Source organism: Fibrobacter sp. UWB12 (assembly GCF_900142485.1).
GTDB lineage: Bacteria > Fibrobacterota > Fibrobacteria > Fibrobacterales > Fibrobacteraceae > Fibrobacter.
On sequence record NZ_FRAZ01000006.1, the window covers coordinates 168,712 to 189,527 of the forward strand.

Genomic DNA, 20,816 nt, shown 5'->3' on the forward strand with positions numbered 1-20,816 from the left:
GAGCCAAAGCGTGATGCAGTATCGCGATGCGTTTTCAGCGAAATTTTAGCCCTTGATTGCGTCGCCCATCGAGAACATCGGCATATACATAGCAATTAGGAGGCCACCGACAGCGCCGCCCAAGAACACGATGATAAGCGGTTCAATCATACTCACGACGGCGTCCACGGCCGCGTCCACTTCTTCATCGTAGAAGTCTGCGAGTTTCAAAAGCATACCGCCCAAGTTACCAGTCTTTTCACCAACGCCCGTCATCTGGATCACCATGGGCGGGAAAATGCCCACTTCTTCCATCGGCTCGGCAATGGACTTACCACCTGCAATACCAATCGATATTTTATAAATTGCCTTTTCAACAACTTTATTACCTGCGGTTGTCGCAACGACCTTCAGAGCATCCATCACAGACACACCGGCGTTCAAAAGCGTTCCAAGCGTTCTCGAAAAACCTGCCGTTGCGGACTTAATTTGCAAATCGCCTAGCTTGGGTAGTTTCAAGGTAAACTTGTCCATCGCAAATTGCGCCGCCGGTATTCGCATTATCATTTTATATGCAAAGATGACAATAACAAGTCCGATAAACATGAACGCGCCGTTATTTCGAACAAAGTCAGAAATATTCATCACGACCTGCGTCGGGGCAGGGAGTTCTGCGTCGAGAGCCGCGAACTGTTCAGCGAACGTCGGCACCACGAACGTCATAAGTGCAATCACCACCACGATACCCACGATAATAACCATGATCGGGTAGGTCAAAGCTTTTTTCACCTTGCGTTTGAGGCGCTGGTTATTTTCGAGCGTTTCGGCCAAACGAGCAAGAATGCCTTCAAGAATACCGCCCGCTTCACCTGCGGCCACCATGTTGCAATACAGGGAGTCAAATACTTTCGGGTGTTGCGCCAAAGCATCGGCAAGCGAAGAACCACCGTTAATCGACTGCGTGAGTTTATGCACAACAGCCTTGAGTTCCGGGTTTTCACACTGCGCTTCAAGAATGTTCAAGCACTGCAACATCGGAAGACCAGCCGAGCACATAGACGAGAACATACGCGTAAAACGAGTAATATCTTCAGTCTTAATGCCCGAACCAATCTTGATCTTGATTTCAGTCGGCTTTTTCTTGAGGCTCGTGATAATCAAGCGACGACGGAGCAAAAGGGCTTCGGCTTCGGCCTTGTCCTTCGCTTCAAGAGTTCCTTCGAAGCTATTGCCCTGCGAATTTTGGGCTTTATACAAAAATTCAGCCATTGATTACACCCCTTCTTTTACGAACAACTGTTCCAACTGGTCCGGACTCGACGAACGGGCTAGAGCATCAAAGCGGTCAATCTTGTGATTCTTGACAAGTTCACACAAGCACATATTCATCGTATTCATGCCGAACTTCTGACCAATTTCAATCATGGATTCAATCTGATGAACCTTGTCATCACGGATTAGAGCGCGAATACCCGGCGTCACGTTCATGACTTCGTATGCCATCACACGACCACCGCCAATTTTCGGCAAAAGGGTCTGACAGATAACGCCCTGAAGCACAAACGAGAGCTGCGTACGCACGGTCTGCTGTTCGCCCTTCGGGAAAGCGTCAACCACACGGTTAATCGTCTGGACGCAAGAGTTTGTATGAAGCGTTGCAAAAGTCAAGTGACCCGTTTCAGCAATAGTAAGGGCAGCACGAATCGTTTCCAAGTCACGCATTTCGCCGATGAGCACCACGTCAGGGTCCTGACGGAGAGCCATCTTAAGAGCCTGGGCAAAGCTGTGCGTATCACTACCGACTTCGCGCTGGTTAATCATGCACCCCTGGTGCTTGTGCAAAAATTCGATCGGGTCTTCAACCGTCAAAATGTGGTCGTGACGTTCCTTGTTGATTTTATCAATCATTGCAGCCAAGGTCGTCGATTTACCAGAGCCGGTCGCACCTGTCACAAGGACAAGTCCGGAAGGGCGGGTCGTAAATTCGGCCATGATTTTCGGAAGACCGAGGTCCTTAAAAGTCTTGATTTCAAGAGGAATAATACGGAGCGCAAGAGCCACACAACCGCGCTGCAAGTATGCGTTAGCACGGAAACGCGCAAGGTTTGCAATACCGAATGAAAAGTCACATTCCTTTTGTTGCTCAAAAGTCTTTTTCTGGGCTTCATTCATCAAGCTGTAAGTCATACGCATGGTTTCGTCGGGCTTGAGCTTGTTTTCTCCGATAGGAGTGAGCTTACCGGAAAGACGAATAAGAGGAGGCGAACCGGCTGTGATATGCAAGTCGGAAGCGCCCCGTTTAACCATTTCTGCTAAAAGATCCTGAATGTTATATGCCATATTCTAGAATATAACTTAAAAAGCTCAAAAATTTCATAAATTCTTTACACAATGCGTTCTTCCACTTATAAAATACTCGCATGGGTAGGGGCAATCATTTTCTTCGCGTTTGCATTTTACGCGATTGAATCGCATTCCCGCCCAAAACTGAACTTCCCGGAGACGGTCGTGAATTTCACCGCCGACAACGTGATGGGGGGTAAGTCGGACTACGCAAGCGAGAAAGGGACAGCAACGCTCATTGTACTTACTGCATCCTGGTGCCCCGCATGCCGGGCTGAACTGCCTGTACTCAAGCAGTTCTACGAAGAATTCGAGCCCAAGGGACTTAAAATCTTAATGATTGACGAGGACGATTCAAAAAAGGTCGCCCGCAAGTACAAAAAAAGCATGGACATTCCGTGGACGATGCTCCACTGGAACTACGACGCCATCAAGGCACTCGGAAACCCAGGCGTGATTCCGGTCAGCTTTGTCGTGGACAAGGACGACAAGATCCAGCATGTCGACGTCGGATCGCTGAATGAACTGAAAGTCCGCCACGAGCTAAAGAGACTGCTGGGATTGTAATACAAGATGGCGACCCCGGAACTAGTCCGGGGTGACAATGTAAGGGGCTGTTGCGCGTTAAGCGATGGGGCTCGGGAACAAAATCACGTCAGCGATTTCTTCTTTGCCGAGGGCGAGCATGAACAGGCGGTCTAGCCCAAGCGCCACACCGGAACAAGCAGGCATTCCCGATTCAAGAGCAGCGAGAAAGCGTTCGTCCAGCGGAGGCAGAGGCTTGTTCATTGCACGGCGGATATCCAAGTCCGCATTGAAGCGGCGGCGCTGCTCCACGGCATCCGTGAGTTCCGTATAGCCGTTGCACAGTTCCACCTGATTCACGAAAAGTTCAAAGCGGCGAGCCCACACACGACCGTCAGCGTCGGTGTAGGTCTGCGCGAGCGCAGCCTGCGATGGCGGATAATCCAAGATGAACTCGGGGCCGTTACTCGCCAGCGCGGGCTCGACCAAGAATACCATCATGTAGTCCCACCACTCTTCGCGAGTGAGCGTTTCGCTCCCAACAGGCACCGGGACATCACGTGCAGCACAAGCATCTGCAAAGTCCGAAAGCTTTTCGCAGAACGGATCGATACCAGCGTAGTTCTTAAACGCGTCAATCCAGCGGGTGCGGCGCGCGTTTAGTTTAGTCCCAATAATTTCGCTCACGAGGTCTTCGACTTCGTCCATGAGCTTTTCTTGCGGCATACCCACGCGGTACCATTCCACCATCGAAAATTCGTTGTTGTGGTGTCCGCCGAATTCATCCTTGCGGAACGATTTGGTAATCTGGAAAATGTCCCCGAAGTTCGCGGCAAGCAAACGCTTCATGTGAAATTCCGGACTCGTCATCATGAACCGCTTCGGATCTTCGATTTCAAAGTAATCGAGCTGCGGATCCGTTCCGCCATAGGCAGAAAGCACAGGTGTCTCGACTTCGAGCGCATTACGACGAACAAAGAAATCACGGACTTTGGTCATCAGCGCTTGGCGCCTGATCCAAGTTTCACGCGAACAGGTGGGCGCAAATGCGCCCGACTTTAAATTTTCCATTTATTCAGCTCCGGCTACACAACGGACCGCAAGATAGAAACTCGGGTCCACCGTAATAGAGCCAACATCCTTGTCTGAAGCAAACATGGTGCGAGCTTTGCCGCGAGAATCGGTATCGACATCCGCCGTCCAGAAATAAGCGCCATCGCCCATCGTTGTGCAGACGCCGCTCTTGTTGGCGTAACCGCCGAACATGGCCGTAAACGCGTAATCGTCGCTGCCGTTGCTCTTGAGCTTGAGAGCCGCTTCGCGAGAACCGCCTGCATAGTCTTCAAGCTTTTTCCAGTCCGCATCCGTAGCGAGATGATAGCCATCCGGGCAAGCAGTCTTGGCAGCTTCCTGCGTGTAGAGGCGGCCAAAGGTCTTGCAATTTCCATCATCGCGGTCATAGCACATAGAACCGTCCTTGGCATCGTAATTCAAGTTTTCTACGAACCAATTAACGCCGCCAATTTCTTTGACCTTATAAACTTGTTTGTCACGTTTGTCAACAAAGTTTTTGAAAACAGGGCAACGAGTGCTGAAACCTTCGGCAGAAAGAATCGGATCGACCTTGCCTTTCCATGCGGTACAGAAGCGGAACAACTGACCGCCCGGAAGCGACGACTTTGCAGCCTTGTGCTTTGCGGCCCAGGTCTTCACATAATTTACGCCCGTCACAGCAGTATCAGGAATCGAGAGCACCTTGGCATACTTACTCGTATAAGCGGCATACGTTCCGGCAACAGACATCGGAGCCTTCCAGAAACCTTCCGTAAGACCCGTACGGAGAGCGGCAAAAACCGGCGACGGCTTATAAACCTTGATTGTCTTATCGACCATCTGCTCCGGATTCTTTTTGCAATCGACATCATGATTGATAGCCATCAAAGAATTAGCATCCACCTTGCATTGGGCAAGACACTTTGTTCGTGCCGCACCTTTCTTAGGGCACGGTTTCCATACCGTCGTATCGACACTCACGAGGGATTGTTTTCCAAAAGCCTTTGTCTTCGTTGCAACTTTAGCAACTTCGTCAAGCGTCTTGAGGGCTTTGCCACTCCCCTTCACGCCATCGGCAAATAAATAATTGATAACACTAGTGCAAGCATTGGCCGCATTTGCCATGCCGCAAACTTTTGTTCCAAATCCATACGAAAATTGCGATGGGCAAGCCGCAAAAGCTTCGTCCGGCATCTGCTTGAAAACCTTTGCATAAATATTGGACGCGTTCTTTGCAGACATCTTGCCGCAATAAACTTCTTCCATTTCACCGGAATCAACAATTTTACGAACCTTTTTCCAGTTGTTCGAATCAACAGCATTGCGGAGAGCCTCCTGCGCAAACGCCCCCTGAGCCAAAAATGCGGAAATCAAACCCGCCACAAAAAACTTCTTCATTTTTTCCTCTTTTTACCTTTACTGGATCCTGCTCCTTCGAACCTAACTCAACTAAGTCAACAAGTTGACTAGTTTCGTATATCGACTTCGCTCAGGATGACCATTGAATAGTTTAAATATATTACGAATTATAACCAATACTTAACGCAGATGCAAAAAAATTGTTGCACACTAATAATATTTTACTATTGCTAGCCACCTGTTATGTAGGTTTTCTATCTTTGGCACCATGTTTAATGCAGAACTCACACGCAATGAATTCCCGATGCTAGTCGCTGGCGACAAGGAGCAAAAGCCCCTCGCCTTTTTGGACAGCACCGCCACGACCCAAAAACCCGCCTGCGTCATTGATGCGATGGACGATTTTTACCGCGAACATTACAGTTCCGTAAAACGCGGCGTTTACCGCTTGAGCGCCCGCACCACGGAAGCGTTCGAAAAGACGCGCAAGGACATTGCGAAGTTCATCAACGCAAAAACCGAAGACGAAATTGTGTTCACCCGCGGCACCACCGAGAGCATCAATCTCGTGGCCTGGAGCTACGGACGCAAATTCTTTAACGAAGGCGACGAAGTCTTAATCAGCGCTTTGGAACATCACGCAAACATCGTGAGCTGGCAACTCGTTGCCGAAATGAAAGGCGCTAAAATCAAGGTCATCCCCGTCAAGGACGATGGCGACTTGGATTTGGCAGCACTTCCCAGCCTCCTCACGCCGCGCACCAAGATGGTCGCCGTCGCCCACGTGAGCAACTCCGTCGGAACGGTAAACCCCATTGCAGAAATTATCGCGACCGTCCGCAAGCTCGCCCCGCAATCGAAAATTTTGATTGACGCCGCCCAGAGTTCTAGCCACATCAAGATTGACGTGCAAAAGCTCGACTGCGATTTTCTCGCCTTCAGCGGTCACAAGATGTACGGTCCGACCGGAATTGGCGTGCTTTACGGCAAATACGATGTACTCGACAGCATGCCACCTTGGCACGGCGGTGGCGAAATGATCAAGAACGTGACTTTCGAAAAGACAACCTACGCTGATGTTCCAGCACGCTTTGAAGCTGGTACCCCTGCCATTGCCGAAGTTATCGGCCTTGGAAAAGCGGTGGAATGGCTGAACGAAAAAGGCCTCGACAACATCCGTGAACACGAAGCTCAAATTACGCAGTACGCCTTGAAGCAGCTCGCCGAAATTCCGCAAGTAAAAGTTCTTGGCAATCCGAAGGAACGTGGTGCACTCATCAGCATTACTTTGGACGGAATTGCCGTTGGTGATGCAGCGATGATTCTCGACGAAGAAAACGTCGCCGTGCGCAGCGGGCACCATTGCGCGCAACCCGTGATGGACCGCTTTGGGCTTGACGCCACGCTCCGCTTGAGCTTTGGCGCCTACACGCTCGAACGCGACATCGACCGTTTTGTTGCGGGAATCAAACGCGTGATTAGGTTGTTTGCATAATTCGAACGGAATACATGAAAATTTGAAAAGGTAGTCGAAAGACTACCTTTTTTTGTTACAGGCTCATTTATTTGACGCTTTTTCCTGCATCGCTTTGGCTTCCTGAATTTTTTCTTCAGGAATTCCAAGTTGGCGCATAACATCCAAAGCCTTGTCGAAACCCTTTTCGAGTCCTTTTTCAAGACTAGCTTTTTCAGCGGCACGGCGGGCATCCCCGGCGCTTACAAAGCCCATCCTCTGTCCGATACTTTTCCATGCCATCTGAAGATCCTCCACGGTACTTTCGTCAATATACTCTCCCAAATATAATATGATTTTTTCGATAAGGGTAGCCTGCTCGTCGCTAGGCATTTTTCGAAGTATAGTTTCGACATTCGGGATAGCCGCCTTAAAACCTTCAGGGCTGAAAGCGTACTTCATCGCCATCACCCCGACTGCCGCCGCAGGGGATTCGGATTCAACACAGGCAATATCATCAGCTGCGGCAAGATTCACAAGCACGCACTCAAAAGGAAGTTCGTTCCCCTGAAATTTAGCACGCGCCTTTTTGCGAAATTCCGCCAAAGGATCCCATCCGGTAGGGCCGTTGTAGATGATAATCGCCTTTGTCGGAATCCAGCTGAACACTTCGTCTTCGTGATCCATGATGACCCGAAGAGCGTAACGTCCGACTTGATTGAGTACGCTTTTCTCCTGTTTGGACTTGTGTTCCAAAAGGATGCCGACATTGATTTCGCCGCCGCCCGAAAGATGAGCCTTGAACGCGATGTCAGCTTCGCCGCGTTCGCCAACTTCGCTGTAAGTGTCCGGCAGACGCACAAGCGAATCCAAGTCCACTTCGGCAAGGACTCTGTCGAGATTGCCGTTGTCCTTGCGGCAAATGTTCAGCAACGCCTTGGCATTTTTGGGAACGCTATAGACATAACGGAAAAATCCGTCGTGGTCGCGCGACCGCATTTTATCTTGACTCATTTAGCCTCCTGATTCTGAAAAAAGAAAAACATCCGATTTTTTCGGATGCCTGAGGCCATTTCAAGGGTCATGCAGTAATGTACCAATATTTGGATGTAGTGGCAAGCGGCGCTTTGTAACTTTATTGTAAAATAAATTACAGTCCCAGCCTGCGTCCTTGATGGTCATCTTTGTTGGCAATTTCTTCGAGCATGTTCTGCATAATCAGTTCTCGCGTGCGCAAGTCTGCGGGAACGTAGACAAGTTTACGGCGAACATTCTGAAAATCGCTAATGGACACATTATCGCAAGCAAGAACTTCTCTTGGGCATTTATCCCCAAAAAACGATGTCCATGTTTTCGAAACCTGCTTAGAGTCCATATAGTCAAACGCCAGCTTCAGCTGAAAACGCCGACGGATCGCCCAATCCAAAACGTTCTCGTAATTCGTGGCTGCAATAAGCATTCCGTTGAACGAATCCATTTGGCATATAAACTCATTTACCAAAGTCACTTCCCAGTGATTTTTCGCATTGCCTCGATTTTCAAAGAAACTATCAGCCTCGTCAATGAAGAGAATAGCATCGCCCTGTTCAGCTTCTCGGAATATTTCACGAATGTTGCGTTCCGTATCGCCCACAATTCCACCAAGGATATCGCTTGCACGTTTCACGAACAAATCACGACCAAGAATATCTTGAGCAATATGCTTTGCATAAGCCGACTTCCCTGTTCCCGGAGGACCGTACAAAAAGATGTTCAAGTTTTCTCTGCGTCCATTCAATTTTGAAGCACGCCATTGCGCATCGAAATTTTTGAGCATCGGAACGACATAATCAATATTCTTTACATCCCCGCTAGAAATGCGGACACATTCCATATTATACTCGTTTCCTTTAGCCTCTTGCGAACCCATCGATATGCCCAAAAGTTTGGCATGAGACGTCGCAATTTCACGAACCACATTCAACGGGGAAAAATCCGCCGCTTGCATCAGCTGTGCTTGACGAACCGCCAAAGTAATGCTCCCCGCCATCACAGGAATTTCCTTGGCAACGCTCTCTATTTCATCGTCGCACAAAATCGATTCCGCCTGCTGCGCTTTAAGAACAGACTGCCAAATCGCAACACGTTCCTTATTACTGAACGTAAAAAATTCCAGCGAATAGTCAAACCGGCGACGAGTACTGTTTTCAATAGAATCAATATTATTCGTTATCCAAATGACAGGCGTTTTCAGATTTTCAAAAATGATATTCAGCAAACCTTTCTCCGCCTGATTTAAAACCAAATCAGCCTCGTCCATCAAGATTACGCCACCACTCCGCTCACATTCCCAATCGGCAAGCAACATGGAACGCAAACGAGTCTGCAAAAGGGATTCCTTATCCATAGATTCGTCGCCCATGCCGACAGCAAGCAAAGGCAGATTCAATTCCTGAGCAAGCGCTTTCGCAAGTTCCGTTTTTCCCGTCCCTTCACGACCGTAAAAAAGGATATTGAGAGGAGCGCCCTTCTGATGAGTTTTCAGCATCTGCAAAACAAAGGACGACTGCGGATTCGTCTTGGCAATTTGCGCATAATCGATACAAGGCTTTGACGCGGTTTTCAAATCCATAATCCTCGACATATCCGAAAAGCCATACAGAAAATCGCTCACCTCGTTCGCCAAATACAGCTCACGCCGCTTGATTCTTAAATCCGAATTTCGGAACGATTCCTCCATACACACCAACTGGAACTTGATAAGAGCACTCTCTTTAGAACAAAGATTATGCAGCACAGTCGAATCAAGCCCCGCAATCAAGGAAATCCGCCTAAACGAGCCTCGATCATACGAATCAAAGTAATCAAACATTTCAGATTTTTTTTCAACCTTAAAAAACATGTTATGATGATCGCGAAGCCACAGGTACAGCACAAGATCCAAGGCTTCATCCGAAAGATGGAAAAGACGCTTCAATTCAAAAGCTCTTTGCATCGACACATCGCTTTTATCGCATCCGTTAGCAAGCCAATTCGATGCACATTCCGTAATTGATTGTGCTAACAATTGACGTGTACAAGCATCCCCATCCCCCCAATGAGCTATAAAGTTCAAGAAATGTCTAGCAAAAATGATTCTTCGGCTTTTATGGAATTCTTCAAGAAGGTCCTTCGCCTTATACGACTTATCCTCAATTTCCGTCGTAATTCTAAAAGAAAGATCAATGCTGTCGCGAACTTCATACGCTCTATCCAAAAAAGCTGCAACACATTCATCCGTCATATACTTGTCGCAAAAGACCCGACAATCCCCATCTGGATAATACCGCATAAAGCGGCTCCAAAATTCCATGATTTTCAAGTCCATAAAAGTCGGCTGACCGCTCAGAGACTTTTCAGAGACACCTTCTTTACCAAGCATTTCGCGCTTATTTTTAAAGTAATTTTCGATTGTATTTTCGTAATGTAACTGCATGGTTTTAACCTCAATTTTGCACCATGCAATATAAAAGAAACGCACGACAATTGATGTCGTGCGAGAAAAATCTTTTTACGTTTAGTTAGTTACTTTTTCAAATTTTCTCATGCTATCATTTATAAGCATACGAACCATCAGCTTTAGTAAACGAACTTGCTATAGCATCAGCAATATCCAAATCCTTGGATTTAACACGATTATACGCAGCACTTATTACTTTATAAGGACCTTGACTATTGCCGGTAAACAAATCTCCTCGATCAGTCAAATATCCAGCCCTATTCAACAAATCACTCAAATCACGAGCAGTCATAATACAACCGTACTTTCTCAATGTTAAAGCAACCATTTCTATCGCCTTATACTTATCATTTACTTTTTTCACTCCCTCAACAAGAGCATTTTTTTCTTCAACAGGAATAAACTTATTTCTCATTCCCTGCAACGAGAAAAAGAAGCCATACTCACACAGCAAATCTCTCAAAACACGAGCATACTCTTTCGTTCCTCCAGTATGAAATCTCATACCATTTGGATGAATACATTGAAAAACTACCGACTTATCACGTTTTAGCACTTTGATTTTATCGTCTACAACCTTTTCACATACCCAACCATTCCCCAAATAAGCTTCATAATCTGCATATGTCAAAATCATGACATCTGGAGAAAAAACTTTTTCTAAATAGTCTATTGAATTAAGATACTTTTGAGCGCATTCCAAAGCTAAATCATAGCCAATTGCCGAAGCATTCGTGCGCTCAGATTCTTTACTTTGTATTGACAAACAATTTTCCCAAACAAAATCATCAATTAGGCAATCATACTTCCCATTTTTTATTTCCGTCCATTTTTCTAATCCATATACATTCGCAAGGACTTCCATAAAAAAACGCCAAAAAGACCCTGGGCCTTCAGTCCCCCAATCTTTAAAATCTAAATTTCTAAATTCATACCTATCCTGTTCAAAACGATATTGACCAGACTTAAACTTTCCAAGAAAATCATCCAAGCTGATACCCCATCCACGAGTTTCCTTTCCTACAATCGCAATCTTTTTAAACGCTTTTTCATAATTTTTTCCCCATATCGGAACAAACGGATGAGGAATCCCTTGATAATCTGAGATTTCACGTTCCGACAACTTTTTTACGAATTCATCCATCAAAGGATAATACACTTGATCAAATTTTTCTTCCAAGGTCATTTTTACCTCCCATCATTTTTCTGTTTTTCCATCTCTGAAAAGTCTTTATCCGGATCATAATGTTTTTTGAAAAGCTCCATTTGTTTTTTGCATTCATTTTTTAAATGCTTCGCAGCTTTCCGAAATGAAAAAAATGTAAAACCACCACTTAAAGGCATTCCAATAAAAGGGATCGCCTTCCCAAGAAGCACACCCATTCTATCTTTTGTCATTTTTTTCCCAAACCAAGGAGCAAGCGCTTTTATAATTGGGTACCACCAAGTTTTCGTTAAAGCTTGTTGAGGCAATTTTTTTTCAACTCCTTTTGCAAGTGCCGCTAAAACTAGCCTAATTTTTTGGTCTCCAACTTTACATCCAAAGGCAACAGCGAGCAAAACAAAAAGCATTGATTTGCTAACTTCTGAAAAGTTTTCCTTTTCATCCATTAAATCGGGAAATCCATATATGTATGCAATTTTCTGAGCCAGCATCAACACTTGTGCAAAATACTGAGCCATATCAGCAGCAGCCAATCCAACAGCAGCCATAGGATTAGCCGGTAAGCCAGATGCAGCAGATATCAACGTAACTGCACGAACATGATTTTTTATTGTAGCCTCAGCAACAACATCTAGTATTTTATCATCAGCAATATCATATGGTTTCTTTTCTGAAATTAGATTTAACTTCGCATCTGCAATATATAGACACAATTGTTGTTTCAAAAAAGCAGTTCTATTTACTTTTACGCCAGGTATTTTTAAAGCAATCTCAAAAGCCTTTTCAAAAAGAACTAATCCTTTAGAAACGTCCTCTTCCTTTTCAACCACGGCTTTTGCCCTAGACTCCACATCTTCAATATTTATTTTGTCATTTTCCATAATATTTTTCTCCTATTTATATAAAAAAAACTAAAAAACATTTTTGATTTTTTCACAAAAGCCCCCCCCTCCTGACAACCAATAAATATATCCCTCGTTTTCAGGAAATAGCATAAAAACAGATTCTAAATCTTTAATTCATCCTCCTATATTCCAACCGAAACCATTCAACGGTTCCAGTGCAGTATTTTCCTGTTTTTCTCTCATATTTTCCATAAGTCCTCGCATTTATCCTTTGGTTTTGCCGACCATCACCAATATAAAATGGAGCCGCGACAATTACAGTCGTCGGCCCTTGACTTGCATTTTTTTCCCACAAAAAAAGCGTGGAGTTTATGCAATTTACTCAATCGCGGTTCGGCAAAACCTATACGGAATAAACACAAAAACCCACGCCACGAGGCGCGAGTCAGTGCGCTCAGTCTTCCGTATATTCAAAATTTTGCCGATTTCGATTGAAAGCCAAGAGCAGAGCTCAAACTTATGTCAAAAACTTGATTACCTTATGAAAACCTCTTTTTTCAGTAATATAATCAAATTTTCACAAGGCATACACGCAAAAGCGCGTTTTCTACACTTTTTCAATCACACAATCAAGTTCACGACGAGCTTGACCATAGTTTCGCGCTCATCGGGCTTACTTTCGGCGATGAGCAAAGTGAGAGCGACGAGAGCTCCATCGCTCAAAATTTTGGAGCCGTCCACGCGGTAGAGGATTTCGTTGCGGGACATGTACCACAAGAAAATGAACGCGGCAATGCGCTTGTTGCCATCGATAAAGGAATGGTTCTTGACGAGCAGATAGAGGAGCGTTGCGGCTTTCAGCTGTACGGTCGGATAAAGGTCCTTGCCGTCAAAGGTCTGGTAAATTTGTCCAAGAGAACTTTTGAAAGAGGCATCTTTTTCAACGCCGAAGATGCCGCTGTCGCGGAACTTTTCCTTGAGCACAGCGATAGCGTCCATGGCGAGTTCGTAAGTTATGGCACCTTTCGTTTCGGCATAGTCGCCAGCCTTGGGAATTTCAAGTTGTTGGTGGTCGTAGCGATCCAGCGTTTCGAGGGCCGTTCTAAAGTCGCTAATGACGTTTGCAATTTCAAGTTTTTCGTTTTTATCCATGACGTACTCATTTTTGTAGGGGAACACCATGAATATAGAATGACGATGCGACAATTAATGTCGCTTAGATTACTTAATTCTATCTCCGCAGAATTCCTGGCGGCCACATTTTTCGCAGTGGGCGCCCATCCAGAGCGTATCGAATTGTTCGATGGCGGCTTCGACGATTTGCGGGTCGTTAGTGAGGATTCCCGCTTCGAAATTGCGGCGCAGGGAACTTTTCATGCCGATGCCAGCGCCTGTCAAGTTTGCGGAGCCGATGTAGGCGGATTCAAGGTCGAAAATCATCATCTTGAAATGCACTCGCGGACACATGACGCGTTCGAGGTCGGTTGCGAGAATCTTATAGCGGTCGAAATCTTCGCGGAAGTTCGGGCCGGGTTCCTTGGCGTGAATGAGCCGCACGCCCACGCCGCGCTTGAGCAGTCCTGCAAGTTGTCCGAGCAACGGGATTGATTCGCCGTTTTGCTTCACGTAAACATCCTTGATGTCGGCGGTGCCGATCCAGAGCGTTTCGCGGACTGTTGCGATACGGGAAATCACTTCGGAATAGTGTTCTTCGTTTTGGATGTACTTGGTGAAGGTCGGCATAGAAAGAAATATAGTATTGTAGCGCGACAATAGATGTCGCGTGATTTATATATATTAAAAAAAGGAGATTCCCGCTCGGAGGCGGGAATGACATGCAAAAACGAGATGGCGACCCCGCAACAAAGTGCGGGGTGACAAAGAAGAAGGTTTTTATGGAAAATCTTGGACGCGGTGAACGCATGGTGCGAATTTTTGTGTACCTGATGGCACACTATAACAATCGCTATAGCGTTGCAGATATTATGCAACATTTGGATATTCCCGCAAGCGAATTGCGGAGCGTGCAGCGCGACATGCAAGCTCTCATCAATATTCCTGGAGACTACATCGAACGTTATACAGAATTCGGAAAGGTTTACTACCAAGCAAATGTTCCTAAGGCAGACAAGCTTGTTTTTCCCGAGTTCAGCGATACGTTATTACATTTGGTTTTCTTGAAGCGTGTTGCAAACATTTATCCGGCATCAGCTTCGCTTGTCAACAACTTGACAACACAGATTAGCGGGAGTCTCCCCAAAAAATCGCAGGACACTCTTTCGCAACTTTCATCAGCATTGAACAACCGCATTCTCTTTATGGGTTCTGCGCCTGGGTTTGACGAAGCGTCAGCAAAAAATTTATATACATTCCTACGAGCGATTTGCGAGCATAGAAAAGTTCAAGTACGCTACACAGATAACTGGGGGAATTGCACAGACAAAGTCCGTGTTCCGCTAATGATTGTGATGCATCAAGGGGACATCTATGTCGGTTGCACATCGCAGAGCCACGCAGGTGCAACTTACACGTTAAAACTTTGCCGAGTTGAATCCGTAAAACTCACGCAAGAACAGTTCATCGAAGACGCCAAAGTGCTGGAAGCTCTACGAGCAAGGATTCGTGCGGGAGCTCTCTTGTTGGGCGAGCAATCTCCAAAGTCCGAAGAAGTCGTCATTTTATTTGAAAAGCAAATTTTGAACACGCTCAAGGAGCATCCTTACCATCAATCCATGCATATCGAAGAACGCAAACACGATTTACGCGTGACGATGAAAGTCGAAGTGAACGATTTGCTCAAGCAATGGGTCATGTATTACGGAAACATCGCGACGGTCAAACAGCCGGAAGAACTGAAGCGGATGATTCGAGAGACAGCGAAAAAGCTGGTAGAAAAGTACGAAAAGTAAAGGGGATTCCCGCTCGAAGGCGGGAATGACAAAGCCCCCAAAATAGGCGACCCCGGAACTAGTCCGGGGAGACAATGTGAGCGGAGCTGCTTTTTTGCACGTATTCTAGGCAAAAATCAAGCATTTTCAGCCTAAAAAGGGCTCGTTATTACTAAAATCACCGTCTTGCTATAGCAAAAAGCTATAAGAACAGCAATTTTCTTAAAAATTTTTATAATTCTCCCTACTTTCCTATTGGAGTAGTAGGTTTAAGTTTTTAAATTAAACCCGTCAAACGAACGAGGCACCCCGAAAGGGAAAAGCCTGGAGGATTTCGCTATGCGATGTCGAATGTGTAATCTAGCCGAAGGCAAGCGGGCCTAATACCGCAAAAAATTTAACGCTCAGATTTGAGCAAACCTATTAACAATCGCGTCGCCCGACGCCAACAGTAACAAAACGATCGGGCGATTGCGATATCTCGCGCAAAGGCGCACAAGGAATTATAATACTATGACGACTCAGAACAAGCTCCATTTCGAAACTCTTCAGCTCCACGTTGGTCAGGAACAGGCAGACCCGGCAACCGATTCCCGCGCAGTTCCTATATACCAGACCACTTCTTACGTGTTCCACAGCGCTCAGCACGCTTCTGACCGTTTCCACCTGAAGGATGCTGGTAACATTTACGGCCGCCTCACCAATACCACTCAGGACGTTTTTGAAAAGCGCATCGCTGCTCTCGAAGGCGGTATCGCAGGTCTCGCAGTCGCTTCTGGTGCAGCAGCTCTTACTTACGCCATCACGGCTCTCGCCCGCAAGGGTGACCACGTGGTCGCTCAGCGTTCCATCTACGGTGGTACTTACAACCTCTTGGAACATACGCTCAGCAAGTTCGGCATTGAAACGACTTTCGTCGACATCCACAACCTCAAGGAAGTCGAAAGATCTATCAAGTCCAACACGAAGCTCGTCTTCATTGAAACGCTCGGTAACCCGAATTCCGACATCCCGGATATCGAAGCCATCTCTGAACTCGCTCACAAGAACAAGATTCCGGTCGTGATCGACAATACCTTCGGTACGCCGTATCTGATTCGCCCGATTGAACACGGTGCCGACATCGTCGTTCACTCTGCAACAAAGTTCATCGGTGGTCACGGCACGACTCTCGGTGGCGTGATTGTTGACGGAGGCAAGTTCGACTGGGCAGCATCTGGCAAGTTCCCGCAGTTCACCGAAGTGAACCCGAGCTACGGAGTGCCTTTCACGGCAGCAGCTGGCGCAGCAGCTTACATTGTTTACATCCGTGCCATTCTTCTCCGCGACGAAGGTGCAGCAATTTCTCCGTTCAATGCATTCCTCCTCTTGCAGGGCACTGAAACACTTTCGCTCCGTCTCGACCGTCATGTTGAAAACACCAAGAAGGTTCTCGAATTCCTCGCCAAGCACCCGAAAGTTGCAAAGGTCAACCACCCGAGCTTCAAGGATCATCCGCAGCATGAACTTTACACCAAGTACTTCCCGAACGGTGCAGGTTCCATCTTCACATTCGATGTGAAGGGCGGCCAGGCAGAAGCCTTCAAGTTCATCGACAGCCTCAAGATTTTCAGCTTGCTCGCTAACGTCGCTGACGTAAAGAGCCTCGTTGTTCACCCGTACACCACGACTCACTCGGAACTCACTCCGGAAGAACTCGCCGCAGCAGGCATCTCTCCGGCAACGATCCGTCTCTCCATCGGTACGGAACACTACGAAGACATCATCAACGACCTCGCACTGGCTCTTGACCAGATTTAATTATAAATAACAAAAGGATTCTACCATGTCAAAAATTTACGCATCTGCTGACCAACTTATCGGTCATACCCCGCTTCTTGAACTTTCCCACATCGAAAAGGAAAACAATCTCCAGGCTAAGATCGTGGCAAAGCTTGAATATTTCAACCCGGCTGGATCTGTCAAGGATCGTATTGCCAAGGCAATGATTGACGATGCCGAAGCTTCAGGCAAGCTTAAGCCGGGTTCCGTGATTATCGAACCGACTTCTGGTAACACTGGTATCGGTCTCGCTTCCGTCGCAGCAGCTCGCGGCTACCGCATCATCATCGTGATGCCGGAAACCATGAGTATCGAACGTCGCCAGCTCATCAAGGCTTACGGTGCAGAAATTGTTCTCACTGAAGGCGCTAAGGGCATGAAGGGCGCTATCGCTCGTGCAACGGAACTTTCCAATGAAATTCCGAACAGCTTTATCCCGGGTCAGTTCGTGAACCCGGCAAACCCGGCCGCCCACAAGGCAACGACGGGTCCGGAAATTTGGGAAGACACGGACGGCAAGGTTGATATTTTTGTCGCAGGCGTAGGTACTGGTGGAACGGTCACGGGTGTCGGTGAATACCTCAAGTCCCAAAATCCGAATGTGAAGGTTGTCGCAGTTGAACCGGAATCTTCTCCGGTGCTTTCCAAGGGCACGGCTGGTCCGCACAAGATCCAGGGTATTGGCGCTGGCTTTGTTCCGGATACTTTGAACACCTCCGTCTATGACGAAGTGCTCCCGGTCAAGAACGAAGACGCATTCGCCGCCGGCAAGGCAATTGCCAAGGCTGAAGGTATCCTCGTCGGTATCTCTTCTGGTGCAGCCCTCCACGCCGCAGTCGAACTTGCAAAGCGCCCGGAAAACAAGGGCAAGACGATTGTCGCACTCCTCCCGGATAGCGGCGACCGTTACCTCTCCACTCCGCTCTTTGCTGACTAAGTGTTAGATAAAATTTGTTCGGTAAGTGCTTCGCGGTTCCATTCGCCTCGCAGCAGAAACCGAAAAAACATTAAGATGATTCATTATTGAGTGAAAAACGCTAGAAGGTTCCATTCGCCTCCCTAGCGTTTATTTGTGTTTTATACAATGCATTGTCATCCCGGCCCTGTGCCGGGATCGCCAATTATAAAAAGAACGGTTTTAACATGTCACAGAAAAAGCGTGTCGCTGTAGGATTGTCGGGCGGTGTGGATTCCGCCCTTTCGGCGTATTTACTGAAAAAGCAAGGTTACGAAGTTGTCGGCATGACGATGGCGACGTGGGACGGCTCCGTGAAAATGCCCGCGGTCGAAGGTCGCGAGGGTTGCTACGGTCCGAGCGAAGACAAGAATATCGAAGAAGCAAAACTTGTCGCCGAACGCCTTGGAATTCCGCATTATGTTGTTCCGGTCGCCGAAGAATACAAGCACCGGGTTCTCGACTATTTCCGTGCGGAATACCGTGCCGGCCGAACACCGAATCCATGCGTACGCTGCAATCAGAACATCAAGTTCGGAGCGCTGTTGCATGCGGCCCGCAAAATGGGAATTGAATTCGATTATTTTGCGACTGGGCATTACGCGCGGCTCGACTTTATAAATCCAGATGTTCCGTTCTTGTACGAAGCGCTGGACGAGCACAAAGACCAGACCTACTTTCTTTCACGACTCACGGCAGAACAACTTTCGACGGTGATTTTTCCGCTGGGCGGAATGCAGAAAGCCGAAGTAAAAGCGCTCGCCAAAGAAATCGGCTGGGACGATTTTGCAACAAAGCGTGAAAGCCAAGACTTTATCGAATGCGGCGATTACTCGGTGTTATTTGACGAGAGCGATAACGTGCCTGGAGATTTTGTCGATGTGAACGGAAAAGTTCTCGGGAAGCATAAGGGCATTGTGCATTACACGATCGGGCAACGTAAGGGGCTCAACATCGGCGGGCAAGCAGAACCGCTTTATGTTGTAGCGATTGACGCACACCACAACCAGGTAATTCTCGGACCGCGCAGCGCATTGAGCTGTACCGAAGTTTCTGCCGTTGACTTAAACCTGATGGTTTCGGAGACATCCCCGCTTTTAAAAGAACCGCTCACGGCACATATTCGCCTCGGCCATAAAGGCGCAACAGCCAGAATTACGGCTTTGGAAACCGCAGCCGGCAAAATCCGCGTGCAGTTTGATGAGCCACAATTCGCATCTGCTCCAGGACAAGTGCTCGTACTATACGCGAACAACGGAGTCGTCGCCAGCGCGATAATTGATAAGTAAGAGGAATCAAATTTCCAAAAGTTCGCGACCGATTTTACGGATTTCTTCACGAATAAGTTTTTCCCGTTCAGCAGACGGCTTTTTGGAACCATTCATATACGCAGCCATCAACGACTGCTGTATTCCTAGCCGCCTTGCTACCTCGGACATGTTAAGCGATTTAAATTTTGCCGAGCCACGCAACGGATGTGCTTGCGGTTCAAAAATGCTATCGTAAGAGAGATCTTCGTCTATTTCATCCCAGCGCAAGCCCCCAAAAGACAATCTGAAAGCGGCCCGCTGTTCTGCACTAGCAGAACGAAGTCGTTCCGAATCACGGAATTTCAAAAGGGCTGTACGCCCATCCTTTGCTGTTAGCAAAATTCCGCCCCTTACGAGTTCAGCGCTTTCAATGTCTCTTTTGTGCATATTATTTAAGCAATGTCGGCATTTAATCTCCTTTGAATTTAGGATATAATTTTATATCCGTCAATATGGTGTTACGATTTTTAAGCTTCTATACTCTTAACACGCTTTCCTCGAGATTTGGTTCACATTAAAAAAAAATCCTACCCGATTGGGTAAGATTTTTCACTTTGAGATAGTTGGCAATAAAAAGTTTTAAATGGAGTAGTCTTTTTCCATCATGCCGTAGTCGATGAGAATTTGTTCCAAGCGATCCTGCGTCATCGGAGTCGGGATGGTAAAGAGTTCGTTTTCGTCGATGTTCTTTGCAAGTTCGCGATAGACATTGGCCTGGTTGCAGTTCGGTTCAAAGTCAATCACAGTCTTCTTGCGGATTTCAGCCTGTTGCACGATATTGTTGCGCGGCACGTACTGGATGAGTTGCGTGTTGAGTTCCTTGGTGAATGCACGGAGCAAGTCAAGTTCGTTATCAACGTTACGGCTGTTGCAGATAATACCGCCGAGGCGCACTTCACCGCGTTCAGCGTACTTTGCGATACCCTTACAGATGTTGTTTGCAGCGTAAAGAGCCATCATTTCGCCGGAAGCAACGATGTAGATTTCCTTGGCCTTGCCTTCGCGAATCGGCATAGCAAAGCCACCGCACACAACGTCACCGAGCACATCGTAGAATACGTAGTCGAGATCTTCAGTGTATGCGCCGAGCTGTTCGAGCATGCTGATGGAAGTGATGATGCCGCGGCCTGCACAACCTACGCCCGGTTCCGGGCCACCAGATTCCACGCAGCGAACGCCCTTGAAGCCAACCTTTTCAAGGTCAGAGAGCTGGATTTCGGTCTTGTTATCGCGAATGGTATCGAGCACAGTCTTCTGATGGAGACCACCGAGCAAAAGACGAGTAGAGTCTGCCTTGGGGTCGCAACCGACAACGAGAACATGTTTACCTTGTTCTACAAGGCCTGCGGTCAAGTTCTGAGTCGTAGTAGATTTGCCGATGCCGCCTTTACCATAAATAGCAATCTGACGTAATTTCTTTGACATTTTTGTCTCCTTAGGATTGTCCCTTAGAAACGCTAGGCAAGAACAAGTTTAGAATTTGAGTCAACCCTTTTCAATATTTTTTTAACCCATTCCGTCAAAATTTTTCTTTTTTTTGCATCGCTATAAAAACTTTTTATAACCCCATTCAGCGGGAATCTATTGCGCATCGCAAAAAAATATTTTTTTTGATTTTTGCCCCTTGCTGGATATTGTCTTT

Annotated in this window: 18 protein-coding genes; 6 read left to right on the plus strand and 12 right to left on the minus strand. The window is 47.0% G+C overall.

Going from position 1 to position 20,816, the window contains the following annotated elements; all coding sequences use genetic code 11:
* Positions 1-45 precede the first annotated feature (45 nt).
* Entirely contained in the window at positions 46-1,248 is a 1,203-nt protein-coding gene (locus BUA34_RS10675; RefSeq protein WP_072829400.1) for a type II secretion system F family protein, read from the minus strand.
* Positions 1,249-1,251: 3 nt separating this feature from the next.
* On the minus strand, positions 1,252-2,319 hold the full coding sequence (locus BUA34_RS10680) for a type IV pilus twitching motility protein PilT (RefSeq protein WP_072829402.1): 1,068 nt from the start codon (positions 2,317-2,319) through the stop codon (positions 1,252-1,254).
* Positions 2,320-2,487: 168 nt separating this feature from the next.
* Here BUA34_RS10680 and BUA34_RS10685 point away from each other — a divergent pair, with 168 nt between their 5' ends.
* Positions 2,488-2,889, plus strand: coding sequence for a TlpA family protein disulfide reductase (locus BUA34_RS10685; protein ID WP_254794434.1), 402 nt, complete (start codon positions 2,488-2,490; stop codon positions 2,887-2,889).
* A gap of 57 nt (positions 2,890-2,946) precedes the next feature.
* Here the strand turns inward: BUA34_RS10685 and epmA are convergent, their stop codons facing one another.
* The gene (gene epmA, locus BUA34_RS10690; RefSeq protein ID WP_072829406.1) at positions 2,947-3,918 is read right to left on the minus strand and encodes an EF-P lysine aminoacylase EpmA; all 972 of its coding nucleotides are present in this window, start codon (positions 3,916-3,918) and stop codon (positions 2,947-2,949) included.
* Complete coding sequence (locus BUA34_RS10695; protein WP_072829408.1) at positions 3,919-5,298, minus strand: FISUMP domain-containing protein; 1,380 nt, start codon at positions 5,296-5,298, stop codon at positions 3,919-3,921.
* A 229-nt stretch (positions 5,299-5,527) separates the two neighbouring features.
* Between BUA34_RS10695 and BUA34_RS10700 the strand changes: the two genes are divergently transcribed.
* The gene (locus BUA34_RS10700; RefSeq protein WP_072829410.1) at positions 5,528-6,754 is read left to right on the plus strand and encodes an aminotransferase class V-fold PLP-dependent enzyme; all 1,227 of its coding nucleotides are present in this window, start codon (positions 5,528-5,530) and stop codon (positions 6,752-6,754) included.
* 63 nt (positions 6,755-6,817) lie between these two features.
* On the opposite strand, the gene BUA34_RS10705 is transcribed toward BUA34_RS10700, so the two are convergent.
* From BUA34_RS10705 to BUA34_RS10730, 6 genes are all read right to left on the minus strand, one after another.
* On the minus strand, positions 6,818-7,726 hold the full coding sequence (locus BUA34_RS10705; protein WP_072829412.1) for an Rpn family recombination-promoting nuclease/putative transposase: 909 nt from the start codon (positions 7,724-7,726) through the stop codon (positions 6,818-6,820).
* A gap of 136 nt (positions 7,727-7,862) precedes the next feature.
* Positions 7,863-10,166: an AAA family ATPase gene (locus tag BUA34_RS10710; protein WP_072829414.1), complete on the minus strand. Its 2,304-nt coding sequence runs from the start codon at positions 10,164-10,166 to the stop codon at positions 7,863-7,865.
* Between the two features lie 115 nt (positions 10,167-10,281).
* Complete coding sequence (locus tag BUA34_RS10715) at positions 10,282-11,376, minus strand: hypothetical protein (RefSeq protein WP_072829416.1); 1,095 nt, start codon at positions 11,374-11,376, stop codon at positions 10,282-10,284.
* 2 nt (positions 11,377-11,378) lie between these two features.
* Positions 11,379-12,236 carry a hypothetical protein gene (locus BUA34_RS10720; RefSeq protein WP_072829418.1) on the minus strand — a complete coding sequence of 286 codons (858 nt, stop codon included), beginning with the start codon at positions 12,234-12,236 and terminating at the stop codon, positions 11,379-11,381.
* A gap of 585 nt (positions 12,237-12,821) precedes the next feature.
* The gene (locus tag BUA34_RS10725; protein ID WP_072829420.1) at positions 12,822-13,352 is read right to left on the minus strand and encodes a type II toxin-antitoxin system death-on-curing family toxin; all 531 of its coding nucleotides are present in this window, start codon (positions 13,350-13,352) and stop codon (positions 12,822-12,824) included.
* Positions 13,353-13,421: 69 nt separating this feature from the next.
* Positions 13,422-13,943, minus strand: coding sequence for a phospholipase D-like domain-containing protein (locus tag BUA34_RS10730; RefSeq protein WP_072829422.1), 522 nt, complete (start codon positions 13,941-13,943; stop codon positions 13,422-13,424).
* Positions 13,944-14,035: 92 nt separating this feature from the next.
* On the opposite strand from BUA34_RS10730, the gene BUA34_RS10735 reads away from it, so the two are divergent.
* The 4 genes from BUA34_RS10735 to mnmA all read left to right on the plus strand — a co-directional run bounded on the left by BUA34_RS10735 (position 14,036) and on the right by mnmA (position 19,153).
* Complete coding sequence (locus BUA34_RS10735) at positions 14,036-15,109, plus strand: helix-turn-helix transcriptional regulator (protein ID WP_254794435.1); 1,074 nt, start codon at positions 14,036-14,038, stop codon at positions 15,107-15,109.
* 492 nt (positions 15,110-15,601) lie between these two features.
* Positions 15,602-16,888 (plus strand): O-acetylhomoserine aminocarboxypropyltransferase/cysteine synthase family protein, encoded by a 1,287-nt coding sequence (locus BUA34_RS10740; protein ID WP_072829424.1) that lies wholly within the window; start codon positions 15,602-15,604, stop codon positions 16,886-16,888.
* A 25-nt stretch (positions 16,889-16,913) separates the two neighbouring features.
* Complete coding sequence (gene cysK, locus BUA34_RS10745; protein WP_072829426.1) at positions 16,914-17,846, plus strand: cysteine synthase A; 933 nt, start codon at positions 16,914-16,916, stop codon at positions 17,844-17,846.
* 206 nt (positions 17,847-18,052) lie between these two features.
* Positions 18,053-19,153 (plus strand): tRNA 2-thiouridine(34) synthase MnmA, encoded by a 1,101-nt coding sequence (gene mnmA / locus BUA34_RS10750; protein WP_072829428.1) that lies wholly within the window; start codon positions 18,053-18,055, stop codon positions 19,151-19,153.
* A gap of 6 nt (positions 19,154-19,159) precedes the next feature.
* On the opposite strand, the gene BUA34_RS10755 is transcribed toward mnmA, so the two are convergent.
* Both BUA34_RS10755 and nifH read right to left on the minus strand, forming a co-directional pair.
* On the minus strand, positions 19,160-19,513 hold the full coding sequence (locus BUA34_RS10755; protein ID WP_175545451.1) for a DUF2442 domain-containing protein: 354 nt from the start codon (positions 19,511-19,513) through the stop codon (positions 19,160-19,162).
* 240 nt (positions 19,514-19,753) lie between these two features.
* Complete coding sequence (gene nifH / locus BUA34_RS10760) at positions 19,754-20,599, minus strand: nitrogenase iron protein (protein ID WP_014545810.1); 846 nt, start codon at positions 20,597-20,599, stop codon at positions 19,754-19,756.
* Positions 20,600-20,816 lie beyond the last annotated feature (217 nt).

Excerpts from the sequence above, each read along its gene's own strand:
- BUA34_RS10730 (WP_072829422.1), bottom strand. The coding sequence starts at position 13,943 with ATGCCGACCTTCACCAAGTACATCCAAAACGAAGAACACTATTCCGAA.
- BUA34_RS10675 (WP_072829400.1), bottom strand. The coding sequence starts at position 1,248 with ATGGCTGAATTTTTGTATAAAGCCCAAAATTCGCAGGGCAATAGCTTC.
- mnmA (WP_072829428.1), top strand. The coding sequence starts at position 18,053 with ATGTCACAGAAAAAGCGTGTCGCTGTAGGATTGTCGGGCGGTGTGGAT.
- BUA34_RS10740 (WP_072829424.1), top strand. The coding sequence starts at position 15,602 with ATGACGACTCAGAACAAGCTCCATTTCGAAACTCTTCAGCTCCACGTT.
- BUA34_RS10735 (WP_254794435.1), top strand. The coding sequence starts at position 14,036 with ATGCAAAAACGAGATGGCGACCCCGCAACAAAGTGCGGGGTGACAAAG.
- BUA34_RS10695 (WP_072829408.1), bottom strand. The coding sequence starts at position 5,298 with ATGAAGAAGTTTTTTGTGGCGGGTTTGATTTCCGCATTTTTGGCTCAG.
- nifH (WP_014545810.1), bottom strand. The coding sequence starts at position 20,599 with ATGTCAAAGAAATTACGTCAGATTGCTATTTATGGTAAAGGCGGCATC.
- BUA34_RS10700 (WP_072829410.1), top strand. The coding sequence starts at position 5,528 with ATGTTTAATGCAGAACTCACACGCAATGAATTCCCGATGCTAGTCGCT.
- BUA34_RS10725 (WP_072829420.1), bottom strand. The coding sequence starts at position 13,352 with ATGGATAAAAACGAAAAACTTGAAATTGCAAACGTCATTAGCGACTTT.
- epmA (WP_072829406.1), bottom strand. The coding sequence starts at position 3,918 with ATGGAAAATTTAAAGTCGGGCGCATTTGCGCCCACCTGTTCGCGTGAA.
- cysK (WP_072829426.1), top strand. The coding sequence starts at position 16,914 with ATGTCAAAAATTTACGCATCTGCTGACCAACTTATCGGTCATACCCCG.
- BUA34_RS10680 (WP_072829402.1), bottom strand. The coding sequence starts at position 2,319 with ATGGCATATAACATTCAGGATCTTTTAGCAGAAATGGTTAAACGGGGC.
- BUA34_RS10715 (WP_072829416.1), bottom strand. The coding sequence starts at position 11,376 with ATGACCTTGGAAGAAAAATTTGATCAAGTGTATTATCCTTTGATGGAT.
- BUA34_RS10710 (WP_072829414.1), bottom strand. The coding sequence starts at position 10,166 with ATGCAGTTACATTACGAAAATACAATCGAAAATTACTTTAAAAATAAG.
- BUA34_RS10720 (WP_072829418.1), bottom strand. The coding sequence starts at position 12,236 with ATGGAAAATGACAAAATAAATATTGAAGATGTGGAGTCTAGGGCAAAA.
- BUA34_RS10705 (WP_072829412.1), bottom strand. The coding sequence starts at position 7,726 with ATGAGTCAAGATAAAATGCGGTCGCGCGACCACGACGGATTTTTCCGT.